At 62.0% G+C, this 25,519-nt stretch carries 27 protein-coding genes and 1 tRNA gene; 13 read left to right on the top strand and 15 right to left on the bottom strand.

Annotated elements, in window-relative coordinates; translation table 11 throughout:
• Nucleotides 1-91: 91 nt before the first annotated feature.
• From WA070_RS07855 to WA070_RS07845, 3 genes are all read left to right on the top strand, one after another.
• Nucleotides 92-1,693: a phosphoenolpyruvate carboxykinase gene (locus tag WA070_RS07855; protein ID WP_422633537.1), complete on the top strand. Its 1,602-nt coding sequence runs from the start codon at nt 92-94 to the stop codon at nt 1,691-1,693.
• A gap of 120 nt (nt 1,694-1,813) precedes the next feature.
• The gene (locus WA070_RS07850; protein ID WP_422633536.1) at nt 1,814-2,131 is read left to right on the top strand and encodes a hypothetical protein; all 318 of its coding nucleotides are present in this window, start codon (nt 1,814-1,816) and stop codon (nt 2,129-2,131) included.
• 175 nt (nt 2,132-2,306) lie between these two features.
• Nucleotides 2,307-3,122 (top strand): ferredoxin--NADP reductase, encoded by an 816-nt coding sequence (locus WA070_RS07845; protein ID WP_422633535.1) that lies wholly within the window; start codon nt 2,307-2,309, stop codon nt 3,120-3,122.
• Nucleotides 3,123-3,182: 60 nt separating this feature from the next.
• Here WA070_RS07845 and WA070_RS07840 read toward each other — a convergent pair whose 3' ends face one another.
• Nucleotides 3,183-5,036, bottom strand: a complete 1,854-nt coding sequence (locus WA070_RS07840) for a DUF885 domain-containing protein (protein WP_422633534.1) — start codon at nt 5,034-5,036, stop codon at nt 3,183-3,185.
• 593 nt (nt 5,037-5,629) lie between these two features.
• Between WA070_RS07840 and WA070_RS07835 the strand changes: the two genes are divergently transcribed.
• Nucleotides 5,630-6,760: a Fic family protein gene (locus WA070_RS07835; RefSeq protein WP_422633533.1), complete on the top strand. Its 1,131-nt coding sequence runs from the start codon at nt 5,630-5,632 to the stop codon at nt 6,758-6,760.
• 58 nt (nt 6,761-6,818) lie between these two features.
• Here WA070_RS07835 and WA070_RS07830 read toward each other — a convergent pair whose 3' ends face one another.
• Nucleotides 6,819-7,268 carry an NfeD family protein gene (locus WA070_RS07830; protein WP_422633532.1) on the bottom strand — a complete coding sequence of 150 codons (450 nt, stop codon included), beginning with the start codon at nt 7,266-7,268 and terminating at the stop codon, nt 6,819-6,821.
• Nucleotides 7,269-7,410: 142 nt separating this feature from the next.
• A complete protein-coding gene (locus WA070_RS07825) occupies nt 7,411-8,391 on the bottom strand; it encodes an SPFH domain-containing protein (protein ID WP_422633531.1) in 981 nt (326 codons plus the stop codon).
• Between the two features lie 82 nt (nt 8,392-8,473).
• Between WA070_RS07825 and WA070_RS07820 the strand changes: the two genes are divergently transcribed.
• Nucleotides 8,474-9,289 (top strand): HpcH/HpaI aldolase/citrate lyase family protein, encoded by an 816-nt coding sequence (locus WA070_RS07820; RefSeq protein WP_422633530.1) that lies wholly within the window; start codon nt 8,474-8,476, stop codon nt 9,287-9,289.
• A gap of 54 nt (nt 9,290-9,343) precedes the next feature.
• Here WA070_RS07820 and WA070_RS07815 read toward each other — a convergent pair whose 3' ends face one another.
• The gene (locus tag WA070_RS07815; protein WP_422633529.1) at nt 9,344-9,637 is read right to left on the bottom strand and encodes a hypothetical protein; all 294 of its coding nucleotides are present in this window, start codon (nt 9,635-9,637) and stop codon (nt 9,344-9,346) included.
• 124 nt (nt 9,638-9,761) lie between these two features.
• Here WA070_RS07815 and WA070_RS07810 point away from each other — a divergent pair, with 124 nt between their 5' ends.
• The 3 genes from WA070_RS07810 to WA070_RS07800 all read left to right on the top strand — a co-directional run bounded on the left by WA070_RS07810 (nt 9,762) and on the right by WA070_RS07800 (nt 10,957).
• Complete coding sequence (locus tag WA070_RS07810) at nt 9,762-9,998, top strand: hypothetical protein (protein WP_422633528.1); 237 nt, start codon at nt 9,762-9,764, stop codon at nt 9,996-9,998.
• Nucleotides 9,999-10,068: 70 nt separating this feature from the next.
• Nucleotides 10,069-10,275 (top strand): hypothetical protein, encoded by a 207-nt coding sequence (locus WA070_RS07805; RefSeq protein ID WP_422633527.1) that lies wholly within the window; start codon nt 10,069-10,071, stop codon nt 10,273-10,275.
• A 130-nt stretch (nt 10,276-10,405) separates the two neighbouring features.
• Nucleotides 10,406-10,957, top strand: coding sequence for an opacity protein (locus WA070_RS07800; protein WP_422633526.1), 552 nt, complete (start codon nt 10,406-10,408; stop codon nt 10,955-10,957).
• A 163-nt stretch (nt 10,958-11,120) separates the two neighbouring features.
• Here WA070_RS07800 and WA070_RS07795 read toward each other — a convergent pair whose 3' ends face one another.
• The 5 genes from WA070_RS07795 to WA070_RS07775 form a co-directional block, all read right to left on the bottom strand.
• A complete protein-coding gene (locus tag WA070_RS07795; protein WP_422633525.1) occupies nt 11,121-11,606 on the bottom strand; it encodes a PilZ domain-containing protein in 486 nt (161 codons plus the stop codon).
• A gap of 100 nt (nt 11,607-11,706) precedes the next feature.
• Nucleotides 11,707-12,069, bottom strand: coding sequence for a response regulator (locus WA070_RS07790; protein WP_422633524.1), 363 nt, complete (start codon nt 12,067-12,069; stop codon nt 11,707-11,709).
• A 4-nt stretch (nt 12,070-12,073) separates the two neighbouring features.
• Nucleotides 12,074-12,970 (bottom strand): iron-containing redox enzyme family protein, encoded by an 897-nt coding sequence (locus WA070_RS07785; RefSeq protein WP_422633523.1) that lies wholly within the window; start codon nt 12,968-12,970, stop codon nt 12,074-12,076.
• A gap of 142 nt (nt 12,971-13,112) precedes the next feature.
• Entirely contained in the window at nt 13,113-15,341 is a 2,229-nt protein-coding gene (gene katG, locus WA070_RS07780) for a catalase/peroxidase HPI (protein ID WP_422633522.1), read from the bottom strand.
• Nucleotides 15,342-15,487: 146 nt separating this feature from the next.
• Nucleotides 15,488-16,213 carry a GntR family transcriptional regulator gene (locus WA070_RS07775; protein ID WP_422633521.1) on the bottom strand — a complete coding sequence of 242 codons (726 nt, stop codon included), beginning with the start codon at nt 16,211-16,213 and terminating at the stop codon, nt 15,488-15,490.
• An 85-nt stretch (nt 16,214-16,298) separates the two neighbouring features.
• Between WA070_RS07775 and WA070_RS07770 the strand changes: the two genes are divergently transcribed.
• Together WA070_RS07770 and fdhA are read left to right on the top strand one after the other, a co-directional pair.
• Nucleotides 16,299-17,417 carry a Rieske 2Fe-2S domain-containing protein gene (locus tag WA070_RS07770; RefSeq protein ID WP_422633520.1) on the top strand — a complete coding sequence of 373 codons (1,119 nt, stop codon included), beginning with the start codon at nt 16,299-16,301 and terminating at the stop codon, nt 17,415-17,417.
• Between the two features lie 53 nt (nt 17,418-17,470).
• Nucleotides 17,471-18,661, top strand: a complete 1,191-nt coding sequence (gene fdhA, locus WA070_RS07765) for a formaldehyde dehydrogenase, glutathione-independent (protein ID WP_422633519.1) — start codon at nt 17,471-17,473, stop codon at nt 18,659-18,661.
• A 42-nt stretch (nt 18,662-18,703) separates the two neighbouring features.
• Here fdhA and WA070_RS07760 read toward each other — a convergent pair whose 3' ends face one another.
• The 5 genes from WA070_RS07760 to WA070_RS07740 all read right to left on the bottom strand — a co-directional run bounded on the left by WA070_RS07760 (nt 18,704) and on the right by WA070_RS07740 (nt 21,383).
• Nucleotides 18,704-19,114 carry a nuclear transport factor 2 family protein gene (locus WA070_RS07760; protein WP_422633518.1) on the bottom strand — a complete coding sequence of 137 codons (411 nt, stop codon included), beginning with the start codon at nt 19,112-19,114 and terminating at the stop codon, nt 18,704-18,706.
• Entirely contained in the window at nt 19,087-19,797 is a 711-nt protein-coding gene (locus WA070_RS07755; RefSeq protein ID WP_422633517.1) for an alpha/beta fold hydrolase, read from the bottom strand. Before WA070_RS07755 ends, WA070_RS07760 begins: the two co-directional genes overlap by 28 nt.
• A gap of 110 nt (nt 19,798-19,907) precedes the next feature.
• Entirely contained in the window at nt 19,908-20,276 is a 369-nt protein-coding gene (locus WA070_RS07750) for a Rap1a/Tai family immunity protein (RefSeq protein ID WP_422633516.1), read from the bottom strand.
• Between the two features lie 23 nt (nt 20,277-20,299).
• Nucleotides 20,300-20,995 carry a hypothetical protein gene (locus WA070_RS07745; RefSeq protein WP_422633515.1) on the bottom strand — a complete coding sequence of 232 codons (696 nt, stop codon included), beginning with the start codon at nt 20,993-20,995 and terminating at the stop codon, nt 20,300-20,302.
• An 85-nt stretch (nt 20,996-21,080) separates the two neighbouring features.
• Complete coding sequence (locus WA070_RS07740; RefSeq protein ID WP_422633514.1) at nt 21,081-21,383, bottom strand: hypothetical protein; 303 nt, start codon at nt 21,381-21,383, stop codon at nt 21,081-21,083.
• 107 nt (nt 21,384-21,490) lie between these two features.
• On the opposite strand from WA070_RS07740, the gene WA070_RS07735 reads away from it, so the two are divergent.
• Together WA070_RS07735 and WA070_RS07730 are read left to right on the top strand one after the other, a co-directional pair.
• Nucleotides 21,491-21,616 carry a hypothetical protein gene (locus tag WA070_RS07735; RefSeq protein WP_422633513.1) on the top strand — a complete coding sequence of 42 codons (126 nt, stop codon included), beginning with the start codon at nt 21,491-21,493 and terminating at the stop codon, nt 21,614-21,616.
• 32 nt (nt 21,617-21,648) lie between these two features.
• A complete protein-coding gene (locus WA070_RS07730) occupies nt 21,649-24,051 on the top strand; it encodes a hypothetical protein (protein WP_422633512.1) in 2,403 nt (800 codons plus the stop codon).
• Here WA070_RS07730 and WA070_RS07725 read toward each other — a convergent pair.
• Nucleotides 24,048-24,962 carry a peptidylprolyl isomerase gene (locus WA070_RS07725; RefSeq protein WP_422633511.1) on the bottom strand — a complete coding sequence of 305 codons (915 nt, stop codon included), beginning with the start codon at nt 24,960-24,962 and terminating at the stop codon, nt 24,048-24,050. The two genes, WA070_RS07730 and WA070_RS07725, sit on opposite strands and share 4 nt — an antisense overlap.
• A 108-nt stretch (nt 24,963-25,070) precedes the next feature.
• Here WA070_RS07725 and WA070_RS07720 point away from each other — a divergent pair.
• Nucleotides 25,071-25,161 (top strand) — tRNA-Ser (locus WA070_RS07720).
• The last annotated feature ends 358 nt before the right edge of the window (nt 25,162-25,519 follow it).

Here is a 25,519-nt window from a genome sequence, read left to right as displayed (position 1 = left end):
ATGTCGTGCGACAAGCAACGACGCCGAAGGAGCGGGGGGTCGAAGCCATGCGAATGGAAACGACGCTACAATATATATATGGAGCAAAGGCGTGCAGGCCAAATCCTCAATCACCCTGGCGGACCAGGGCATTTCCACTGATGCCACCCAGTTCTGGAACCTGGGCACAGCGCCTTTGGTCGAAGCCGCTGTCCGCAATGGCGAAGGCATCTTGTCGAAGGACGGCCCACTGGTCGTCAAGACCGGCAAGCATACCGGCCGCAGCGCCAAGGACAAATTCTTCGTTCGCGACGCTGAAACCGAATCCACCATCTGGTGGGGTTCCACCAACGTTGCCATGACGCCGGAGAATTTCGCCACTCTGAAGGCGGATTTCTATAAGGCGCTGGGCGAGAAAGATACGCTGTATGTCGCTGATCTGTTTGGCGGATCGCAGCCCGAACATCGCGTCAACGTGCGTGTCATCAATGAACGCGCCTGGCACAATCTGTTCATCCGCACGCTGCTGGTGCGGCCGGGCGCGGAAGAACTGGCGAGCTTTGCGCCGGAATATACGATCATCGACTTGCCCACGTTCAAGGCGGATCCGGCGCGTCACGGCTGCCGCAGCGAAACCGTGGTCGCGGTCAACTTCACCGAAAAGCTGATCCTGATCGGCGGCACCGCCTATGCCGGCGAAATGAAGAAGTCGGTGTTCGGTATCCTGAACTATCTGTTGCCGGTGAAGGGCGTGATGCCGATGCATTGCTCCGCCAATATCGGCCCGAACGGCGACACCGCCGTCTTCTTTGGCCTGTCTGGCACGGGCAAGACCACGCTATCCGCCGACGCCAGCCGCACGCTGATCGGCGATGACGAACATGGCTGGTCCGACACCGCCGTGTTCAATTTCGAAGGCGGCTGCTATGCCAAGATGATCAACCTGTCGGCTGAGGCCGAACCGGAGATTTTCGCTACAACCAAGCGGTTCGGCACGGTGCTGGAAAATGTCGTGATCGACGAGGATACGCGCGAGATCGACCTGGACGACAACAGCCTGGCGGAAAACAGCCGCGGTTCCTACCCGATCGACTTCATCCCCAACACGTCGGAGAAGAATCTGGGTCCGGTGCCCAAGAACATCATCTTTCTGACGGCGGATGCCTATGGCGTATTGCCGCCGATCGCGCGGCTGACCCCGGAACAGGCGATGTATCACTTCCTGTCCGGTTATACCGCACGCGTCGCAGGCACCGAAATGGGCGTAACGGAACCGACCGCGACCTTCTCCACCTGCTTCGGTGCGCCGTTCATGCCGCGCCATCCGTCGGTTTACGGCAATCTGCTGAAGGAACGGATCAACAAGGGCGGCGTCACCTGCTGGCTGGTCAACACCGGCTGGGCAGGGGGCAAGGCGACGATGCCAGGCATCAAGCGCATGCCGATCAAGGTCACGCGGGCGCTGCTGAATGCCGCGCTCGACGGCAGCCTGAACGATGCGACGTTCCGCACCGATCCCAATTTTGGGTTTGAAGTGCCGGTTGCGGTGGCAGGCGTCGAGCCGACGATGCTGGATCCGCGCGCGATGTGGGCGGACGGCAGCGCCTATGACGACACCGCCGCCGTGCTGGTGAAACAGTTCGTGGATAACTTCGCCCAGTTCGAAGATCATGTCGACGAAGGCGTGCGTAGCGCGGCGCTGACCGCCGCCTGACGCATCGTTTGATGATGGTGTGAGAAGGGGCCGGGGGGAGCGATCCACCCGGCCCTTTTGCTTTTGGCGCTTGGCCGATGATGCTATGGTGGCTGCCATCATGAAGCAGGAGTTTTGACGATGGGCATGTTCGACGACCTGATGGGCAAGGCCGGTGGTCTGGAATCGATCGCTGGGCAGATCGGCGTCAGCCCGGAACAGATGCAGATTTTGCTGAGCGAGATCAGTGGAAAGATCGGTTCGGGCGAAACCAGCGTGGCCGCGCTGGCGGAGACGGCGGCAGAGCATGGCGTGTCGGCGGACAAGTTGCAGGCGTTGCTGGCGCAGTTTGGCGGACCCGAAGCGATCATGGGCAAGCTGGGCAGCTTCTTCGATCGTGATGGCGACGGCAGTCCTATCAATGACCTGAGTGGGCTGGCCAAGGGCTTGTTCGGCTAAAGCGCGAAATCCAAAGGGCGCGATTGCCAACGGCGTCCTTTCAGCCTGCAAAGTTTTTTTCACCTTGCCTTCGCGGGTCCAAGAGGCCATTTCGCCAAAAGATGATTTATTGCGAACGATACGCAACTGGGCGCGCCGATGGGCGGCCTCTACAGCCTGTCGAAGGAAGAAGGTCTTGACCGACGTGACGATCGAAAAGCCGGTGCTGGAACCCACAGGCGCGCTCAGCGTGGAAACCGTGCTGTCGGTGCGGCACTGGAACGAGCATCTGTTCAGCTTCCGCATCTCGCGGCCCGCCAGCTTCCGTTTCCGGTCGGGCGAGTTCGTGATGATCGGCCTGAAAGGCGATAATGGCAAGCCATTGCTGCGCGCCTATTCGATTGCCAGCCCGTCTTGGGACGAAGAGATCGAGTTTCTGTCGATCAAGGTGCAGGACGGACCGCTGACATCGCAGCTGCAACTGATCCAGCCAGGCGACCAGATCTATCTTGGCCGCAAGCCCACTGGCACGCTGGTCACTGACGCACTGTTGCCGGGCAAGCGGTTGTTCATGCTGTCTACCGGCACGGGCCTTGCCCCGTTCCTCAGTCTGGCGCGTGACCCTGACGTGTATGAATTTTACGAGCAGGTTGTTGCCGTCCATTCGGTGCGCCGGGTCAGCGACCTGGCTTTCCATGATGAGCTGACCGCCCGGCTGGCGGACGATCCGTTGGTGGGGGAACAGGCTGTTGACCAGTTCCACTATGTGCCGACGGTGACCCGCGAGCCGTTCCGCAATAGCGATCGCATCGACAAGCTGGTCGAGAGCGGCGTGCTGTTCGAGGGCATTCCCGGTGCCGCCAGGTTCGACCCTGAAACCGACCGGATCATGATGTGCGGCAGCATGGAGATGATCAAGCAGTTCGCCGCCTATTTCGAAGCGAACGGCTTTACCGAAGGCTCCAATGCCGCGCCGGGGCAGTTTGTGATCGAACGGGCTTTCGTCGGGTAAGCCAGGAAAAGATGAAGTAGGAAAGGGCCGGGGCTGATCCTCCGGCCCTTTTGTGTCTGGTCAGGCGCTTTTCCGTTCCGCTACCCATGCATCGACATTGCCCGCCAGCACGGTCATCGGTACGCCGCCACCCTTGACCACCGCGTCGTTGAACAGGCGGAAGTCGAATTTCGGACCAAGTGCGGCCTGTGCCATCCCGCGCAGACGGTTGATTTCGCCATGGCCGACCTTGTAGCCGCAGGCCTGGCCCGGCCAGGCGCAGTAGCGATCGACCTCACCCTGCACATCTTCCACCGTCGATCCGTTGGTGGTCGCGAACCATTGAATCGCGTGGCTCCGCGTCCAGCGTTTCGCGTGCAGGCCCGTGTCCACCACCAGACGGCAGCAGCGATAGCCGATGGATTGCAGATAGCCCAGCCGCCCGGCGACATCGCCGTCATAGGCGCCCAGTTCATCGCCCAATTGTTCGGCATAGAGCGCCCAGCCTTCCGAATAGGCGTTGAAGGCGAGCAGGGAGCGGATCAGCGGGAGTTTATATGTATATTCGCCCTGCCAGATATGGCCCGGTATCCCTTCATGATAGCAAAGCGTCGGCAGGGCGTAGCGGGGCCAGATGGCGGTGTCGCGCAGGTTGATATAATAATTGCCCGGCACCGATCCGTCGATCGTGCCCGCGCCTGCATAGGCCCCCGGCGCGCCCGCCTCTATTTCCACCGGCACGCGTTTGACGATGAGTTTGGCGGGGACCAGCGTGGCGAAGGCGCGGGGAAGGCGAGTGCGTATGTCGGCCAGCCGTCCGTCGATGAAGGACAGGATCTGGCGGCGGCCGTCGTCGCTGTTGGGGAAGAGGTAGCGCGGATCCTTACCCATGGCGGTCATGCGTTCGCCGACCGTCCCCCTGGTCATGCCGAGCGACTTGAGCAGCCGGTCCATTTCAGCGTTGAGCGCGGCGATCTGTTCAAGACCGAGTTTGTGGACTTCGTCCGGCGACATGGTCGTGGTCGTGCCAGCCCGCAGCGCCCAGTCATAATAAACCTCGCCCTGCGGCAGTTTCCACACGCCTGCATCCATGGTGGCGGTGGCGCGCTGGCGCTTGAGTTCTGCGGCCTGTCGTTCCAGCGCCGGGGCGACTTTGTCGCGGACGATCCGCTCCGCGCTGGCCACGTGGTTGCCCGGCATATCCTTCGTCCGGCGGGCGATGGAGGCGACGGGCACCCACTGGGCGATCGGTTGCGCACGCACCGCGTCCATCTGGCGCAGGCTTTTGTCCAGCAGGAAGGCGGGGGCGATGACGCCGATGCCCGCATCATGGCGCAGCCGCTGCGTCTCTCCATCCAGATTGGCGGCATAGGCGGACAGGCGGGCCAGATAGGCGTCGGCATCGGCGGGGGTGGCGATGGCGTGGTTGCTGTCGAGGAAGTCGGGGGTTTCCACGAAGCTGCCGGTATTTTGCGCCACCGCATAGGGGCTGTTGCGGTAGGACCAGTTGCTGTTCATCATCGCCATGTCGCCGAAGGGGAAGGCGAAACCGTCGGCGGCAAGGGTGTGGGCGGCGAGCGCGACTTCGACATTGGTGCGGGTGACGGGCGACAGCGGGGCAAGGTCTATGCCGCGCAGTTTGGCCAGCCGGTCGCGGACATGGGCGGCGATCTGCGCCTGACCCGCCGAGCTTTTGTTGCCCAGGCGGCTTTTGAGCGCGGCGCGCGGGCCAGTGTCGATGCCCAGCCCGCTGGCGCTTTCGGGCGCATCGGCCAGCATCGCTTCGGCCATGTCGGCCAGCATGGCCTCGGCGCGGGCGTCTGGCGTGTCGGCAGCGCGGGCGGGGCGGGCGAGCGCTGGGACGGCAAGCGTAGGGATGGCGAGGGCTAGGGCGGACGCGCCGCTGGTCAGGACATCGCGGCGAGAGGTCGTCATGGTCGGCAGGTCTCCATCGAATAAGCCGATGAAGTCTGGCAGCTTTGGCGGGAATTTCGAGGGCTTATTTTACGATTGCGATTGATGTGCGGGGCAAAGGGGCGGATTTGCGAAGCGTTGCGAAATACACAGTGTCGTGGACGACGCGCTTCTGCGCCTTACGGAGTGGTGGCGTGGATTTCGCAATAGGAGAATTTTTGCGAAATAGGGTGCGTGCGTGGAGGCACGGCGAAGGGCCGACGGTGGGAAAGAGCGGCGGGGATTATGGCATGGGGGTGGGGTGTAGGACAGGGGATAAGAGACGGAAATGCCGATTGACAGTGAAGCGCTCAGAATTTGCCATGCCCAACCTTAGCTACCCCATAACCACATAAGCAGACCTGCCCCCTTTTATGAAAAGCAAATGGGCGCTGCACTTTTCGCAGAGAGGATAATGGAAGGCTCACTTTTCGCTGATTGATTCGTGGAAGGCAAACTGCCTTTCGGGGATTCATTAGCACGTCTTCGTAAGGCTCACTTTTCGCAAAGCACATTGTGAAATGTTTATGTGCTTTTGCTTTACATAAATACTGATGTCGGATTAGATATGATATATGTCTCCCTGCGTACCCCATACCCTGCCACTCTCGGACCTTCGCTGGCGAGAAGTTCTTCCTCTAGTGGGGAGAGCAAATGCTGCGCTCGCTCGCTATGATGGCATGCTTCAGACCTTGCCAAATTCAGCGATTCTGCTCTCGCCCATTACTGCAAACGAAGCCGTCTTGTCGTCCAAAATTGAAGGTACCCAAGCCACGCTTGACGAGGTTCTTGAGGCCGAAGCGGGCCTGATTACGTCGGAAACGCGGCGGGGAGACATCGAAGAAATTAACAACTATCGCGCTGCTGTGAGTATCGCGGAGGCTGCTTTGGCGCACCGACCGATAACGTTGTCCCTAATTCGCGAAGTTCATCAGCAACTTCTTCGAGGAGTTAGAGGGCGCGACAAAGCGCCGGGACAATTTCGAGATGACCAAAATTGGATTGGCCGACGAGGGGATCCGATTAACAAGGCGCGCTTTGTGCCTCCCTCGCCCATCATTTTGAATGGAGCGCTGGAAAACTGGCAAGAATATATTGGTTTAGATACGGAAGATCCTGTTCTTCAAGCAGCGGTCGCTCACGCCCAATTTGAAATTCTTCATCCATTTAAGGACGGAAATGGTAGAATTGGCCGTATGCTCATTCCGCTAATATTATATCAGCGACGGGCACTCTCCCGGCCGATGTTTTACATGTCAGAATATCTGGAGGCTCATCGCGAAGACTATTATGACAGATTATTGGGGATCACTGAATACCAAGACTGGCATGGATGGATCACGTTTTTCTTACAAGGAATGATCGAGCAGGCAGAGGCAAACCTTGGGAAAGTAAAGAGCATTCGTGATCTATATGAAGAAAGTCGTAAAACAGTCGTTGATTTGACGCATTCTCAATTTTCGATGGCTGCGGTAGATGCATTTTTTACGCGACCTATCATCTCTGGAACGGCATTCGCGGATGCTGCAGGCTTCAATAATCGAGTTACTGCAAATAATATGCTTCGACAGCTTGAAGCTAATGGCCTGATAACCAAAATTCGCGATGGCAGCGGAAGAACGCCTGCGATTTATGCATTTCCGCAACTCATTAACATTGCAGAAGGCAAGCCGGTTTTCAGGGAAATTGAACCTCGTCTTCTTTGATCTATTTGAAGTTGTCGGGTTGATGGTAATCTGGCCAAGTGTTCGGCATTAAGACAACCTAGCTTCCAACCCCCTCCACCAGCAACACCCCACTTTCCGCGCTCACGACCCGCACCCTCGCGCCGACCGCTGCGTCCGGGCCGGTGGCGGTCCAGACGCTGTCGCCTACCTTTACCCGGCCTTCGCCGCCGGTGATCGCTTCCACGACCGTGACCGTCTGGCCGATCAGGCGGGCGGTGCGGTCGTTGAGGAGGGGGTCGGCGGAGGCGACCGGATTGTCCCTGTACCAGCGGCGGCCTGCCCAGACGGCGGCGATGCTCAGCGCTGCGAACAGCAACAGTTGCGCGGGCAGCGGGATTGGCAGGGCGAGGGCGGCAAGGCCGGTGATGGCAGCGGCGACTGCGATCCAGATCAGGAAGACGCCGGGCACCAGCACTTCGGCGATGCCCAGCAGTGCGGCCAGGACGAGCCAGCCCCAATGATCGGCGATGAGGGGGAGCATGGTCATGGGGTTTGGGTCCGTTTGCTTCCGTCATGCCCCCGTAGGCGGGAATCTATCTCCGGATCGTGGTGGATGGCCGAAAGGCTCGGAGATGGGTTCCCGCCTTCGCGGGAATGACGGAGTGTGTGCGTGAGGTGGAGAGCCGCGTTCATCCCTGACTTTGGCCGAAGGGGTTGGGGCGGGTGTTGGCGCGCGGTGCCGGGGGTGGGGGTGGCGTGTCGTTGCCGCCCAGCGCTTCTCTCGCCAGCGCGCCGATGCCGCCCAGCGTGCCGATCAACTGCGTGGCTTCCACCGGGAAGAGGATGGTCTTGGCATTGGGGCTGGTGGCGAACTGGCTGACGGCTTCAGTATATTTTTGCGCGATGAAGTAGTTGAGCGCCTGCGGATTGCCCGCGCTGATCGCGTCGGACACCATCTGGGTCGCCTTGGCTTCGGCTTCCGCCTCGCGCTCGCGGGCTTCGGCGTCGCGGAAGGCGGCTTCGCGGCGGCCTTCGGCTTGCAGGATCTGACCCTGCTTTTCGCCCTCCGCGCGCAGGATTTCGGCGGCGCGCGCGCCTTCGGCATCCAGGATATTGGCGCGCTTTTCGCGCTCCGCCTTCATCTGACGGCCCATGGCGTTGACGATGTCGGCGGGCGGGCGGATGTCTTTGAGTTCCACGCGGGTGATCTTGATGCCCCAGCTATTGGTCGCATGATCGACCACGGACAAAAGGCGCGCGTTGATCTCGTCACGCTTGGACAGGGTTTCGTCGAGGTCCATCGACCCCATCACGGTACGCAGGTTGGTGGTGGCCAACTGCATGATCGCCACGTAGAGTTCGGACACTTCATAGGCGGCTTTCGCGGCGTCGAGCACCTGGAAAAAGACCACGCCGTCGACCGACACCATGGCATTATCCTTGGTGATGATTTCCTGCCCCGGAATATCGACCACCTGCTCCATCATGTTGATCTTGCGACCGACGGCGTAGAAGAAGGCCGGGTAGAAATTGAGGCCGGGCTTGGCGACTTCGGTGAAGCGGCCGAAGCGTTCGATCGTATATTGATAGCCCTGCCGCACGACCTTCACACTGACGGCGAGATAGAGGATGACCAGGCCGGTCAGGGTCAGTGCGAACGTGGTGAGCATAGTGGGCCTTCCTGATGTGCAGGGTTGGATTATGCGCCCTAATCGTTAACGGGGGAAGTCAAACCGCAAGGGAGACTTGTCCATGTTGCTGCGCCACGCCCGTTCGCTGCTGTTCCTGCCCGCATCCAATGCCCGCGCGATCGCCAAGGTGCGCGGATTGCCGTGCGACATGGTGATACTGGATCTGGAAGATGCAGTGCCCGACGATGCCAAGGAAGATGCACGGGTTCAGGCGGTCGCGGCGCTGGGCGAGGGCTTTGGCGGGCGGCTTGTCGGGGTGCGGATCAATGTCGCGGGGACGCCCTGGCACGGGATGGAGATGGTGGCACTGAAAGGGAGCGCGGCGGACTATGTGGTGCTGCCCAAGGTGGAGACGGCGCGGCAGGTGCGCGACGTCTATAGCGTGTGTCAGAAGCCGGTGATCGCGATGATCGAAAGCGCCAAGGGCGTGCTGGCGGCGGCGGAGATTGCAGCGGGCGAAGGGTGCGCGGCGCTGTTCATGGGGGTGAACGACCTGCGCCGCGATCTGGCCATACCGGCGAGCGCGGGGCGGCAGGGGCTGAGCCATGCGATGCAGGCGTGCGTGCTGGCGGCGCGGGCGGCGGGGATCGCGGTGTTCGACGGCGTGTATAACCGGCTGGACGATCTGGCGGGGTTGGAGGCGGAATGTGCGGAGGGTTATGCGCTGGGCTTCGACGGCAAGACGCTGATCCATCCGGGGCAGGTGGTTGTGGCGAACCAGATATTCGGGCCGGATGCACAGGCGCTGGCCGATGCGCGACGCCTGATCGAGGCGGCGACCGGCGGGGCGGAGCGGTTCGAGGGGCGCATGATCGAAACGATGCATGTGGAGGAAGCCAGGGCGCTGGTGGCGCGGGCCGAAGCTGTCGGTCAATAGCATTAGTCGTCGCGGGTGGGTCTCACGTCCCTGAAACCCACCCGTGATTCTGCATTATTTCTCGCCGTTGTCCTTGACGCCGACGGTGGGCACTTCGACGGTTTCCGTCTTGGTGCCGACGACGACAGCCTTGGAATCCAGATCGACCTTGGGCATATCCCCGCCCTTGACGCTGACTTCAGGCAGTGCGCCTTCCTTGACATCGGCTTTCCAGAAGCCAGTGGCGAACAGGATGCCGACGACGGCCAGAATGACCACCAACAGGATGGCGATCGTGCGGCCAGCGCCGCTCTTCTTTTCGATGACTACGCGGTCGTTGCTGTAGGGATCTCTGTGTATTTCTGGCATGTTGCTCTCCTCCTCAGGTGGAAGCGTAACAATCATTGCAGGATGATGTTCCACAGCATCGCTTAAAGGATCGTTCGGAACCCCCCGCCCTGCGTGCTTGTTCTAGGTCCGAAGGAGAATGTACATGTACACCGAGAAGCAGGACGGCGAGCCCGTCACCCATGTGTCCGAAGTTGAAGCCAAGGGTGGTTCGCGCACGCGCGTGACGCGCAACATATTGGTCATCAGCCTGGCGTTGATCGTCATATTGTTCATCGCGACCGTCGGTTTTGGGTTTTTCAAGACGGGGCAGACCGGTGCGGACGACGTGAACAACGGAACGGCCGCTCAGACGTCCGGACAGATGAACGGGGCGCAGTGATTGGGCGCGCTTTGCTGAAGGGTTGGTGACAAGGGGCCAGCGACAGGCTGAGTGCGACCATCTGGACAAAATGTTCGAACGCTCTTTGTGCGGCACTGGTGCTGATGTGCCGCAAGGATCGGGCCTGTGTCTGGCCATCGTCGGCTCGGTTGCGTCGCAGGTCGGCGCCGGGATGATCGCCGACGCATCCGGGCATGTCGGTAACCGTGTGTTTTACAACACAGTTATCCGGCGGAACGACCATGGGCGGGTAGACAGGCGTGGTTCCGGCGCGTAGTGGGACCGTCTATCCACCGAGTAGTGACATAAATAACACAATCCTGTTTTTTATGACACAGACACGAAACCACTCCCGTGGATGGCAGTTTAATCGACTGTTCGACTGACGAGATTACAGGGATTAGTTTATGAAGAAGTTTCTACTTGCCGCCGCTGCCCTCATGGCACTGCCTATCGCTGCTTCGGCGCAGGACACTGCACCTGACGGCACCGACGCATTCGGCCTGGAGCCTTATGTTGGCGTTCTGGGCGGCTACCACACGTTCGATCGCGGTTCGGAATTCGGCCGCATCCCCGGTGAGACCATCATGAACGGCGCGCTGATCAGCGGCATCGCTGGCGTGAACGTTCCATTGGGTCCAGTGTTCGTTGGCGTTGAAGGCAATGCCACCAAGGGCTTCAGCGACATCGACTGGGAATATGGCGTGAAGGGCCGTTTCGGCGCCCGCGCTGGCGAAAGCGGCCTGATCTATGCATCGGCTGGTTACCAGTGGGTCAACGGCAAGGGCGGCTGGCCTGACCGTAAGGACTGGATGTATGGCGCCGGCGTTGAAGTCGGACCAAAGGAAATCGGCCTGGGTGGCCTGACCGGCAACAGCGGCGTGCGTCTGCGCGTGCAGCTCGACACCTATGACTTCGACAGCTTCCGTCCAATGGCTGGCGTGATCTTCCACTTCTAATTCGAAGTCGGATCGCTAAAAATCAGCCCCGCCGGTCTTAGGACTGGCGGGGCTTTTTATTGTGGCTTGAGCGGAAGTCGGAGCCTTCATGAAGGCGCAAAAAAACGCCTCCGGTTCATAGGGAACCGAAGGCCTGGCCGTCATGCGGCATAGTATGAGGGTGTCAGTTCAGAAGCGCGATCAGGCCGTTGACGATGGCGACCGTGGCGCCGACCAGCGTCCATGCGCCAGCGGTCACGACAATCAGAAAGGCCAGCTTGCGGCGGCGGCTGAGGCCAGTGCCGCCAGCCTCGACAAACTCTTCGCCGGAGCGATCGCCGAACGGTGCGGTGACGACGGATGGGTCGAAACGCAGCGCTTTCGCCAGCTCACTGGGGTCCAGCGGTCTGACGAAAATGCAGCCAGCGATATGACCTTCGGTCCGCACGATGTTGGCCGTGCGCACGCCAAGGCCGGGAACGCCGATGGTGATTTCCTGATCCACCATCGCCGCGAACGGTAAACGCAGGCGAAAGCCAGAGATCGAGATATCCTCGATCTGAACGTCGAAAGGGGTATCATCCTCGCCCCGCAACGTGGAGGCGCGGTCCAGCGTGACGCGTTCCGCGCCGCGATTGCTGCTACTATATAATAACGCTCTGATCGACATGCACCGGTCCCGTAAAGAGGATCAAGCGATACGACATCGATTCTAAAGAAACGTAAACAGCGGGATATGAATCATGACTCGGCCCGCACTGATTTTTCCTTCAGTGGCGCGTCGCATCGTCGATAGCCACCAGCAAAGCGGCGGGGTCGAGCGGCTTGTGGAAGAACGGCGCGCCATCGATTTTCCGCTGCGTTCCGGCGTCCGTTGCGCCAGAATAAAATGCGAAGGCGATCCCGTAGCGTTCCAGATCCTGCGCTACGAGCAGGCTATCCTGCCCGCCCAGATTGAGATCGAGCAGCGCAAAATCCGGGAAATCTTCCGCCAGTGCGCTCATGGCATCCGACAGCGTGGTATAAGGACCATCGACCTGCGCGCCCGCCGCCTCCAGCGCATCGGACAGTTCATAGCCAAGGCGTAGATCATCTTCGACCAGCAGGACGCGGGGATGATCATGCAACCGCATAACTTTACCCTTCCAGACCGAAATGACCGCGATAACGGGTAAAGCACCGTTCTCCACAAATCAGCCGCATCAACGCGCCTTCTGCCATCGCGGTTGCGCGGCGCGGGTCTTCCTCGACCAGTGGACGAAGGGCTTCGCGGTTCCAGTCCTCGCTATGCTTGACGTCCAGAACGGCATGCAGATCGAAATAGCGTCGTTCACGATCGGAAAGGCCAATGCGTCGCAAGCCCTTGGCCACCTGCGCCGAGCGACCGGGTGCGGTCAGTTCGATCACGCCCAATGCGCCGATGGAATGCCAGGCATAGCGGCGGCTGGTCGCCAGCGCGGTCATCAGATTGGCAAGCGCCAGACTTTCCCAGACAGTGTTTTCGATGACTGGTTGCACGTCCAGCGTATCGGCCAGTGCTTCGAGCATGGGACCATGCATCCCTCTGGGGTTGCCGCGACCCATTTCGTCCCAATAGTTGCGGGCCAGTTCCAGTTTGGCCGAGACGGGCAGCTTGACCTGCGTATAGGCGACGAGATCATCAAAGCCCGCTTCACCGGCCGCTTCCTGTTCAAAGAACCAGCGCAACTGGTCGCGCGACGCGTCCTGGGCCAGCCATGGAAAGAGCGGGTCGCCCTGTCCCGGCCCGACATGCTGCAATTGTTCGAACCATGCGACGAAGCCGTCGGCATCGGTGGGGGCTTGCGCGGCACTGGCGGCGACATCACGGCGCAGTTCCTCTACAAAGCCGCCCTCCAGACGAAGCATGCGCATGTCACTGTCGAGCTGCTCATGCCAGTCGCCATCAGGAAACTGGGGTGCAAGGCGCCTGCGGTTCCAGTTGGCCAAGCCCCGCTGGAAGCCGTCGGCCAGAAATTGTGATCCGGCTTCCCGTTGCTGACTATAGGCACGCATTATAAACACCATCCTCTTATTCGCTTTTCCAATGAACCGGCGAGTAAGGGAGACTGTTCCGCATAATCGCATTGATCGCGGTTAGTCGGATGGTGCGGCGTTAGGCAGGCGCTACTCATCAGAGTGCCGCCTGCCCTTTAGTTCATGCCGACAGTTTCTGGCTGAAGGCGTCGGCTGGTGCCTGCAGGTCGAGCCGGTCGGCATTCATCACCTTGTCCCATGCCGCCACGAAATCGCGGACGAACCGTTCCTTCGAGTCCGACTGGGCATAGACTTCCGCCTGCGCCCGCAGTTCGGAGTGCGATCCGAAGATCAGGTCCACCCGCGTCGCCGTCCATGTCGGTTGCCGAGTCTGCCGATCGACACCCTGGAATCGGTTCTTGTGGCCGGTCGCTTCCCATTGCGTCTTCATGTCGAGCAGGTTCGTGAAGAAATCGGTGGTCAACGCGCCGACCCGGTCAGTCAACACACCGTCCTTCGACTCGCCAGTATTGATGCCCAGCACGCGCAGACCACCAACCAGCACCGTCATCTCTGGCGTCGACAGACGCAGCAACTGTGCCTTGTCGATCAGCGCTTCTTCGGGCGCCATGAAATGGTCGTCATGATAATAGTTGCGGAAGCCGTCTGCCAGTGGGCGCAAGGCTTCGAACGAGTGGACGTCGGTCCATTCCTCCAACGCATCCATCCGGCCCGGCGTGAACGGCACGACAACCGGCACGCCCGCGTCCTTCGCAGCCTGCTCTACACCTGCGCAACCGGCCAGCACGATCAGGTCGGCCATCGACACTTTCTTGCCGCCAGTGGCTGCTGCGTTGAAATCGGACTGCACCGATTCCAGCTTGGCCAGTATGTCGGCGAGCAAGGCGGGGTCGTTCACGTCCCAGTCCTTTTGCGGGGCGAAACGGATGCGCCCGCCATTCGCGCCGCCGCGCTTGTCGGACCCGCGAAAGGTGGATGCCGACGCCCACGCCACGGACACGAGCTGCGGCACGGTGAAGCCCAGACCGAGGATCGTCGCCTTGAGCGAGGCGATGTCGCCATCGACGATGACCGGATGGTCCAGTGCGGGGATAGGATCCTGCCAGATCAGCGTTTCCTGCGGCACCAGTTTACCCAGATAACGACCGACCGGACCCATGTCGCGGTGGGTCAGTTTGAACCACGCACGGGCGAAGGCGTCGGCAAACTGGTCGGGGTTGTTCAGGAAACGGCGCGAGATCGCCTCATAGGCCGGGTCGAACCGCAGCGCGAGATCGGACGTCAGCATGGTCGGGCGATGTTTGCGCGTGGGGTCGAACGCGTCGGGGACATCCTCCAGCGCATCCTTCGCGACCCACTGATGCGCGCCCGCCGGGCTTTTGGTCAGTTCCCATTCAAAGCCGAAGAGATTTTCGAAATAATGGTTCGACCAGCGCGTGGGCGTCTGGCTCCATGTCACTTCCAGCCCCGACGTGATGGCGTGCGTGCCGACGCCGCTCTCATAAGTGCTGGTCCAGCCAAGCCCCTGTGCCTCGATCGCCGATCCTTCGGGTTCGACGCCGATGAAGGAGGGATCGCCCGCGCCGTGCGTCTTGCCGAATGTGTGACCGCCCGCGATCAGCGCGACGGTTTCCTCGTCGTCCATCGCCATGCGCGCAAAGGTTTCGCGGATGTCGATCGCCGACGCCCTGGGATCGGGGTTGCCATTTGGTCCTTCGGGATTGACGTAGATGAGGCCCATCTGGACCGCGCCCAATCCGGGGTGCAATTGCCGCTCGCCCGAATAGCGCTCGTCGCCCAGCCATGTGCCCTCCGGTCCCCAGAACAGCTCCTCCGGCTCCCATGTATCGGCGCGGCCACCGGCAAAGCCGAATGTCTGGAAGCCCATGGATTCCAGCGCGACGTTGCCGGTCAGGACGAACAGGTCGGCCCATGACAGGGCGTTGCCATATTTCTGCTTGATCGGCCACAGCAGGCGGCGTGCCTTGTCCAGGCTGGCATTGTCGGGCCAGCTGTTGAGCGGGGCGAAACGCTGTTGCCCGCCACCCGCGCCACCGCGCCCGTCAGTGATGCGGTACGTGCCCGCGCTATGCCAGGCGAGGCGAATGAACAGGCCGCCATAATGGCCGAAATCGGCGGGCCACCAGTCCTGCGAATCGGTCATCAGCGCCGTCAGGTCGGCCATGACCGCGTCGAGGTCCAGCGTGGCGAAGGCCGCAGCATAGTCGAAATCCCCGCCCAACGGGTTGGATCGTGGCGAATGTTGATTGAGACCAGTGAGGCTCAGCCCTTCGGGCCACCAGTCGCGATTGGTCGAGCGACGCCCGTTCCTGGCGCCATGACCAAAGGGGCAAACGCCTCCGCTGCTGCTCTCTGCCGGGTCATCCATATCCTGTTACTCCGCTATCATAATCTTCGTCGCATCGCGTCCGCGCTCTGGTCGCGGTCGATCTGTGCGGTGATGACTATCCAACGAAACGGGCTGCTAAGGATATTCGATTTTTTGGATCAGTGTGATCGTGCGAGGCGTGGCGCTCAGGACGGGTCTGGCGCAGGGGAGGGCATTTGCAGTTCGACGCCGAAGCGTTCGAATATGCTGCGGCTGCCGACCGACGCGCGGGCATGATCACGCATCAGATGTTCAGCCTCGTCCGCCTGCCCAGCCAGAATCGCAGCGGTGACGGCATGATGCTGGCGGTGGGCGGCCAGCAGATGGTGATATTCGCTGGACAGGTCGTCCCAGTCCAGCGCCAGCGCGGCGGCCGATGCGAAGGGGAGGTGATTGTTGCGCGACAGGGCGATCGCGATCGCCTGATTGGCGCTGCCGGTGACGAGCAGGTCGTGGAAGGCGAGATTATAGCTGTAGAAACGCTCCAGATCGCCTTCTTCCAGATGCCCCTTTTCAAACAGGGCGTCGCCGATTTTCAGGCAGGCGTCGAGTTGGCGGGTGAGGCCCGGTGCGAGGGGCTTTGACGCGACGATCCGGGCGGCCAGCCCCTCCAGCACGCCGCGCACTTCGATCGCGCCGTCGATCTGCGTCGCGGTCGGGCCGCGCGCTGCATAGCCCCGCGCGCCCAGCCGGACCACCAGCCCTTCCTGTTCCAACGTGCGCAGCGCCGTGCGCACCGGCATGCGGGACACGCCCAATCGTTCGGCCGTCGCGATCTCGGCGATCCGCGCGCCATCGGTCAATTCGCCTGATGCGATCATCTTACGCAGCGCGACGATGACGCGCTGGCCCGGCTTCATCCGCTTTTCCATGCCGGGGTCTTACCGTGTGGGCGACGCCGGGCAAGCTGCAATCGATCTTGACCTGCACGCGCAGCTATGGCTATTGGATCCAATAATGACGATGCGCGGAAGCGCCGAGGAGATGGCATTGGGTATCGAACAGTCTTCCCCCACCACATGGCCCCGCAATGCCTGGTATGTCGCCTGCACGCCCGACGAGATCGAGGGCAAGCCGCTGGGCCGCCAGATTTGCGGCGAACGCATGGTGTTTTTCCGGGGCGCGGAGGGCAAGGTCGCGGCGCTCGACGATTTCTGCCCGCATCGCGGCGCGCCACTGTCGCTCGGCACGGTGCAGGACGGGGCGCTGGTGTGCGGCTATCATGGGCTGGCCATGGGGTGCGAAGGGCGCACCGTGGGCATGCCCGGCCAGCGAGTCGGAGGCTTCCCCCCGATTCGCACCTTTCCGGTGATCGAACGCTATGGCTTTATCTGGGTCTGGCCCGGCGATGCGGAGGCCGCTGATCCGGCCAGGCTGCATCATCTGGAATGGGCCGAAAGCGATGAATGGGCCTATGGCGGCGGGCTGTATCATGTGGGCTGCGACTATCGGTTGATGGTCGATAATCTGATGGACCTGACCCATGAAACCTATGTTCATTCCACCAGCATCGGCCAGAAGGAAATTGACGAGGCCCCGGTCAAAACCCGTGTCGTGGGCGATGAAGTCGTCACCAGCCGATTCATGGACGGGATCAAGGCGCCACCTTTCTGGGCAATGGCGCTGCGGGGCGCGGGGTTGCCCGGCGACGCCACCGTGGATCGGTGGCAGGTGTGTCGCTTCTCGCTGCCCAGCCATGTCATGATCGAGGTCGGCGTCGCGCTGGAAGGCAAGGGCGGTTACGATGCGCCGGATGCGTTTAAGGCATCGAGCATCGTGGTGGATTTCATCACGCCCGAAACCGAAACATCACACTGGTATTTCTGGGGCATGGCCCGCCGTTTCGCGGTGGCGGACACGGCGCTGACCGACACGATCCGGGAAGGGCAGGGCAAGATTTTCGGCGAGGATATGGATATATTGCAGCTGCAACAGCGCAACCTCGATCGCTATCCCGACCGCAAGCTGCTGCTGCTCAATATCGACGCGGGTGGCGTACGGTCGCGCATGATGATCGACAAGGCGATCGCGGCGGAAACCGGCGCAATGCTTGCCGACGAGGTCGAGTCGGCCTGATTTTTCGACACGACAACAATGCCGACAAGGTCGGCGCACAAGAGGAGAGTGTGATGAGCCGTAACAGAGGCGTCGTTTATATCGGTCCCGGCAAGGTCGAGGTGCAGGACATCGCGGATTCGAAACTGGAAGCGCCCGATGGCCGCCGGATCGAACATGGCGTGATCCTCAAAGTCCTGACCACCAACATCTGCGGGTCTGACCAGCATATGGTGCGCGGACGCACGACCGCGCCCGCTGGTCTGGTGCTCGGTCATGAAATTACCGGCGAAGTGATCGAAAAGGGCGTTGATGTCGAAATGCTGGAGATCGGCGACATCGTGTCGGTCCCCTTCAACGTCGCCTGTGGCCGCTGTCGCACCTGCAAGTCGCAGGACACCGGCGTGTGCCTGACGGTCAATCCGGCGCGCGCTGGTGGCGCCTATGGCTATGTCGACATGGGCGGATGGATCGGCGGGCAGGCGCGCTACGTCACCGTGCCTTATGCCGATTTCAACCTGCTCAAGCTGCCCGATCGCGACCGGGCGATGGAGAAAATCCGCGACCTGACCATGTTGTCCGACATCCTGCCGACCGGCTTTCACGGCGCGGTCATGGCGGGCGTCGGCGTGGGGTCGGTGGTCTATGTTGCGGGCGCGGGGCCGGTGGGTCTGGCCGCAGCAGCGTCGGCCCGCATATTGGGCGCAGCGGTCGTGATGATCGGCGATTTCAACAAGGAACGACTGGCCCATGCTGCCAAGGTCGGGTTCGAACCGGTGGACCTGTCCGCCAGCGACCGGCTGGGCGACATGATCGCGCAGATCACCGGCAGCAACGAAGTGGACGCTGCGATCGACGCTGTGGGTTTTGAAGCCAGAGGGCATACGGGCGGCGAGCAGCCAGCAGTCGTGCTGAACCAGATGATGGAAATTACGCGGGCCGCCGGTTCCATCGGCATCCCCGGCCTGTATGTGACGGAAGATCCCGGCGCGAGCGATCAGGCGGCGCAGAAGGGCAATCTGTCGCTGCGCTTCGGCCTTGGCTGGGCAAAGGCGCAGTCGTTCCACACCGGGCAGACGCCGGTGCTGAAATATAATCGCCAGTTGATGATGTCGATCCTGCATGACCGATTGCCGATTGCCGATATCGTCAACGCCAAGGTCATATCGCTGGAGGATGCAGCGGCTGGATATGAGACGTTCGACAAGGGCGCGGCGGAGAAATTCGTGCTCGACCCCCACGGCGCCATCCTGAACGCGGCGTAACCGGGCAGGGGGCGGCGGAGCGATCCGCCGCCCCGCTTCGTTTCAGAAGGCCAGCGTCCCGCGCCGCTGCGCAAACAGCCATATGCCGTCCCGCAATATAAGCCGGTCGAAGAAATCGCCGACCAGCGTCCTGTCGGCCATGTGCAGCACGACATAGCTGTGTGCGCTCACTTCCCGGTCGGACAGAATTTCGACCAGAACATTGGCCATGACATGCCGGGTGACGCGTTTGGGCCTGTCGCGGAAGAAGGCGCGGATCGCTTCCCTGCCGACGACCGGCGCGTCCGGTTCGGTCGGGCGCGCGAAGCTGCCATCGTCCGTGAACATCGCGGCCAGCCCGTCATGGTCGTGCGCGTCGTTCAACATGGCAAAGCGCCGGATTTGCCGCTCGACCGCCCATTCGACGTCCATCATCGCCGACCCGTTCATGCTGCCACCGGCTCGCGCATCCATTGTTCAAGGGCGGTGGTGACGGCGTGCGGCGTTTCCATCGGCGCCATGTGGCCACTGTCGGGGAAGACGACATAGCGGGCATGGGGAATCGCGGCGGCGATCTCTTCATGCTGGGCCGGGGGACTCCAGCGATCCTGTTCGCCCACGCCGATCAGGGTGGGGCAGACGATGGCGGCCAATTGCCCACTCACGTCCGGGCGGCCCAGCAGGGCGGCGATCTGCTGACGGTGAATCTGCGGCGACATGCGTTCGACCATCGCATAGAGGTTCGCGCGCAACTGCGGGTCCGCGTCGAGCGCCCCGTCGCGCACCATCGGCGGCAACCAGCGAACGGCCAGCGCGCGCATCCCTTCCTGTGCGCTGACATCGAGCAGCACCTGGCGCTTGGCCGGTTCCTCGGCGCTGGGGGGGGTGACGCCGGTGTCCAGCAGGGCGATGCGCTCCACGCGATCGGGCGCTTTGGCGATGACGGCCAGTGCGACGCGCGCGCCCATCGAATGGCCAGCGATGGAAAAGCGTGGCGGCGCATCCGCCAATATCGCGTCGGCCATATCGGCGATCGACGACTGGCGCGTCAGGTCTGGTATCTGCACATCGTAGAGGGCGGAGAGGGAGGCCTGCTGATGCTCCCAGACGATGGCGTCGCACAATAAGCCGGGCACCAGATAGACAGTCTCTCGCACGATCGCATCCTTCAACAAGTCGATGGCAGGCCCGCGCTGTGGCGGCTCCGTCGGACCCTATAGCGCATAATGGCACGATGGAAATGAAGCGATGTCTTGTCGGAGAAGGGCTATTTCGTCTTGCCGCAGGGCCAGGCTTTGCGCGTCGCTGCAAAGACGAGGGCGGAGGCGGACTCGTCGCGCTTTTTGGGATTGGCGCGCAGATAATCGACGGTCGCGCTTTTGAGTTTTTCCAGCGTCACCTTGGCGGGGATGCAGCTTTTCAGCTTGTTGACCTCCCGCGTCGTGTTGAAAGCGTCGACCGCGCCCGCGACATAGGCGACGCATTCATAGGTGTTTTCGACATAGGACGGGCTGGATTTTTCGGCCGTGCAGACGTCCAGCAACTGGTTGCCGGAATAAAATCCCGCATGAGCCGCTGGAGCAATGCACCCCAGCCCGACGATTATCCCAGTGATGGCCAACTGCCGAAACTTCATCTGCCTTGTCTCCTCCCCTGACGTCAGGACGCGCTGCCGCTCATGAAAGGCTGCACGCGTATGGGCGGGAAAACCTCTTCAAGCGACTTGGTGTCCGGCATCACATAGACATAGCCGCCCTTTTTGGCGAATTGCGGGCGAAGACCCTGATTGTAGAATAGCTTTGGCACGTTGATACAGCCGAACGTGACACGGTTGTCATCGATTTGCGGGGATAGCATCCGCGCGCGCCGCTGTTCCTTGGGATTGCCGGTCGGAATGGTGTGCAGCGCGACGGATGTGGCATAGTCCACCCACAGCACTTTCTGCTTTCCCGCAGCGACGCCGAATTTGGCCAGAAAGCGTCCCGCTGGCGTCGTTTTTTCCGCCGGGCCGATTTCGGCAAGGGATTTTTTGCCCACGCCCGGTGTCGCATCGTCGCCCGTGGCAATGCCGATCAGGACCGGCGCGTCGCTCAAATATTTGCCCTTCCGATCGAACAGGAAGGCGCGGGCTGCCTTTTTGTCGATGACGACATAGGGAAGCGAATGATTGTCTCCGCTGGTCGCTACCCAGTCGATGACGCGCATGGATTCTGGCGATGCTGGCGCAGTGGCCGGTTCGACCGGAGCGGCTTGTTCGATCCTGGGACGTTTGGACGGTTTCGCGCGCTCAGCGGCCGACACCGACACGGAACCGCAAAGCACCAGCCCAGCCAGCGCCACGAGATATTTTATCATGTCGTTATGCACCCGGAAACGGCCGACACCCCATAGGGTGCCGGCCCGCAATCGCTGCCATATTGGCGTCGAACGATGTCAGATATCAATTGCGCGCGCGCTTGCGCCGGGCTTCCTGCATCTGCTGTTCCACGCCATCCACACGGGCGTTGAGCTGGTCGAGGCGCTGGCCGTTATTCTGGGCCTGGCCGGACGCGGACTGCGCTTCGGCCAGAGCCTGTTTTGCCGTGCCATCGGTGGTCTGCAAACGCGTATCGAGCGCATCGACGCGCTGGTTAACCGTTGCAACCTGTTCGCGCACGAACCCCTTGGTAGCACAGCCTCCCAAAGCCAGCGAGCCAACCAAAACCAGCGCCACCGGGGCGAGTTTCATAAAAGGCTGCGACATCATATTCTCCTAATCATTTAGCCCCCGAAACGGCCAAGCCGAGCGAGTTAACCATGACAATCCATTTCAGTCTAGCCGTGCATGTGTTCAGTTGAACTGACAATGGAATGACTGACAAAATCAGTATATCCGGCACGCATATTGATCCTGCACGCAAGCTGAACGGGTGGGTGGTTGTGATGATCGATTGGCGCATGCGCATGACTCGCGCGCAATCGGCAAGAGGTGCTTGAAGCCCGCGTGATTATGCCGGATACCCTTGCCCATGCGATTTCCCATCCATAAGCTGATGCGCCTTGGCGGCAGCGTCATCGCCCTGCTAGTGTCCATGCCGACACAGGCCGCCGACCCCGCACCGTTCGAACTGGCTGGACCAGCGTTCCGCATCACTGTGACGCGCGGCGAACAGAGCCTGCCGATCGCGCAGGTGCCCAGCCTGTCCGAAGGCGACAGGTTGGCGATCGAGGCCGACCTGCCCGCCGATCAGGGTGCGCGCTTCGTCATGGTGTCCGCCTTCCTGCGCGGGGCGACCAATCCGCCGCCCAAGGCATGGATCAGTTTCGCCGAAACCTGGAAGAAAAAGGACAAGGACAAGGCGTTGGCCCTGACCGTACCCAAGGGTGCGCGCCAGATGGTCCTGTTCCTGGCGCCCGATACCGGCGGCGTGGAAGGGGCGATGCGCGACGCTGTGCGTGGCAAGCCGGGTGAGTTCGTGCGCGCGACGCGCGATCTCAATCAGGCGTCGCTCGACCGGTCGCGGCTGGACACGTTCATGGATGCGATCCGCGCGCAGGAAAATACCCACCCCGAATATCTGCGCAGCGTCGCCCCGATCCTGTCGCGCAGCCTGTCGATCAAGCTGAACGAGGATTGCCTGTCCAGGGTGATCGAAATGCAGGCGGCATGCCTGCTGGAAAATCGCGCGGCGCTGGTGCTGGCCGACGTCCATAGCAGTTCGATGGCCGAAACGCTGACCGGCGCGCCGACCGACCTGGCACTGCAATTGAGCGCCACGCGTGAGGCGGGCTATGGCTTTTACAGCCCCTATATCAGCGTGGTGCGCGACATCGCGAAGATTTTCGGGGCGTTCAGCAATCCTGAATTTGACTATCTGCCCACGCTGAATGTCCATAAGGGCGGATCCATGGGCGTGCTGCTCAACACCGCGCCATCCTTCAAAAAGCCCAAGTCGGTGATGGTCGTCGCCATGCCCGCCATCGAAGCGGACAGCCCGCCCCGGCTGCGTTCGGGGTCCGATGGGCCAGTCTGCGTCGCGAGGCCCGGTGCCGTGTTGCCGGTTGAGGGCGCGCCTTTGCTTTATTCCACCGCCTATGCGCGCGCGATGCGCCTGACTTTCACATCCGCGTCAGGCGAGGCGGTCGAGTTGCCGGTCGCGGCGCAGGCGGATCGGGGCGGCTATGTGGTGACTGGCGACCTGCCCGCCTCCTTCCGGGGGACGGCGAAGGGACATCTGCATGGCGAATGGGGTTTCAAGCCGTTCGATGGCCCCGACGTCATGCTGCAACGCCCTGATGACAAAGGTTGGGCAGTGGCGGGCGAAGCCCCCGCGCTGGTCGTTGGGCGCGACAATGGCCTGATGCTCAAGGGCAGCGCGCCTGCGTGCGTCGAAAGCGTCACCCTGCGCCAAGGCGACGATGCGCCCAAGGCGCTTAAATGGACGGTGCAGGGATCGGACGGACTGTCGCTCACCCTCCCTCTGGCCGACGCCAGGCCGGGGGCGTTGCGTGTCGAGGTCAAATATCAGGGCGTGGCCCAGCCGTCCGCAATTCCCCTGCAAAGCTATGCGCAGGCCAGTCGGCTGGACGGGCTGACACTGCATGCCGGTGACAAAGCCGCAGTGCTGTCGGGGCAGCGGCTGGATCAGGTGGAGAGCGTGGCGGTGGGCGCGCTGTCCCTGCGACCAGACGGGCTGACGCGCGACGGCAGCGTCGATCGGCTGCGGCTCGTGGCGCAGGGCGAGGATGCCGCTATGGCGCAGGGGCGGGTGGTGCCTGCGCGGGTGAAGCTGCGCGATGGGAGGAGTGTAAACCTCTCCGTGACGGTGGCAGCGGCCCGCCCACAGGTGGCGCTGCTGGGCAGGACGATCACGCCCGGCGCGCCACCCGCCAACGGCAAGGCGCTGGCCCTGAGCGGCGACACGCTGCTGCCCGATAATGGCCAGATGGTCTTTTCCCTGCGCTTAAGCGGCGACACGAAACTGACCGCCAGCGACGTGATAGAGGTTGCCCCGGCCGATGACGGCGCGGCGATCCGGCTGACGGCCGCCAATGGGCTGCGTCTGGAAAGTCCGCAGGTGATGGTCGCTACGTTTATCCCCCGCACCATGGCGCCAGCTTTGTTCGGGCCGCTGCGTTTTCGCTTGCTGCACGGGGGCGAAGCGAGCGACTGGCAACCGCTGGTGACTCTGGCGCGCCTGCCGCAGATCGATGGCATAGCGTGCGAGGCGCAGCCGGGCGGTTGCACGATCAAGGGGCGCGACCTGTTCCTGATCGACGCAATCGGCACCAACCCGGCGCTCGACACGGCAACGCGGGTGGAAACCGGCTATACCGGGTCGGCGATCACGGTGCCTGCACCCCAAGGCGGCGCATATCATCTGCGTCTGCGCGATGCGCCCGACAGCGTGGTGACTTTGCCGGTCGGCTAACGGCGTGCTTTGACGGGTGGGGTGGCCCTTATCGGCACGGGTGCATTGCACAGATCGACGCCACCGGCGGGGCGAATGTAGAAATCGTCCTTCCGATTGGCGCGCAGCTTCAGATAGGCGGCAAAGCTGGGTGACGCGACGTCCATCACCTGAAAATGCGGACGATCGGCGGCGGGCAAGTCGCTGGCGAGCCGGACGGAGACGATCGGCACCTTGCGCTCCCCCGCCGTATAGAAGCCAAGATCACCCGATCCGCGCGGCAGGCTGGACAGGTTGGCCATGCCTTCGATCACACGGCCGACCACGGCGATGTTGCGATCGAGTTGCCGGGGTGGCTGGCCGATGACGGTATAGAGTTCCGCGCCGGTGCCGGCGTCGGGCGCCATGTTGCGGCCCACGCCGACATAGCCATAGCAATGCGGCAGCCAGGCCGCGTCGCCATCCATCGCCATCGGCCATCCATCGACGAATCCGGTCGCGGGCGCATAAGGATCGGCATAGGGGAAGGGCGTTATGGCAAGGCGGACATTGGTGAGGGGGCGGACATAGTCCGCCGACGTTGTCGGCGTCAGGCCGCCGGGCAGTGGCTTCTTTTCCGTCGCATCGCCCCATTGCACGACATAATTGTCCTGCACCCGGTTGATACTGGTCCCGTCCCACCAGTGCGCGCTGGCCAGCGCCCGGATATTGGCCACGTGGCGGGGTGCGAAGGCGGGCGCGATCTGGATCACGACGCGTTTGCCGTCCGCGACCGTCATGACCAGCAAATCCTCATCCGCGATCACCCGCCATGCCTGCGCAGGTGCGGCGCTCACCACTGCGGATGGCGTGGTTGGCAGCGGCGCATCTGCGGCAATCGCGGCGAATGTCGGGATGGTGGTGAGCAGGGCGGAGCTAAGCAAACGGATCATCCCCCGATCAGACAGCGGGGGACTATGAAAGTAAAGCGCTCCGTCACCCGATGCCCCCTTGCCTAGCCGCCCTCCCCGCGATAGGGAGCGCGACTTCCAGTGCAATGCGGAGCGGTGGCCGAGTGGTCGAAGGCGCTCGCCTGGAAAGTGAGTATACGCCAAAAGCGTATCCAGGGTTCGAATCCCTGCCGCTCCGCCACCAACCTGTCCTTACACATCCGTTCCGAATCACTAAAAGCCCAGCATTTCTGCGGCTTTCAGCGTGATTCGTATCCACTTGCATCCCTGCCCGTCCACCGGTGACCGATTGGAAATGTGGGAAAGAATGTGGGAGAATTGGTGGCATGGGAAAGCTCTCCGCTACCGCTGTGAAAGCAGCAACGCGCCCCGGACGGCTCGGCGATGGCGACGGCCTGTTTCTTGTGATTCAGCTGTGGATCGGCGTGCAAAAAGGACCCCGTTAGCGGGGTGATCGGCGTCTAAAAGGGACCCCTCATTTCGATGGTTTAAGCAGCCGGCTGGATTTTCAGGCGGCGAGATCGGGATGTTGGTTTTGG

This window comes from Sphingobium sp. (assembly GCF_049304695.1).
GTDB lineage: Bacteria > Pseudomonadota > Alphaproteobacteria > Sphingomonadales > Sphingomonadaceae > Sphingobium.
Note: the sequence above shows the minus strand (reverse complement) of the source record. Positions and strands in the feature narration are given on the sequence as shown.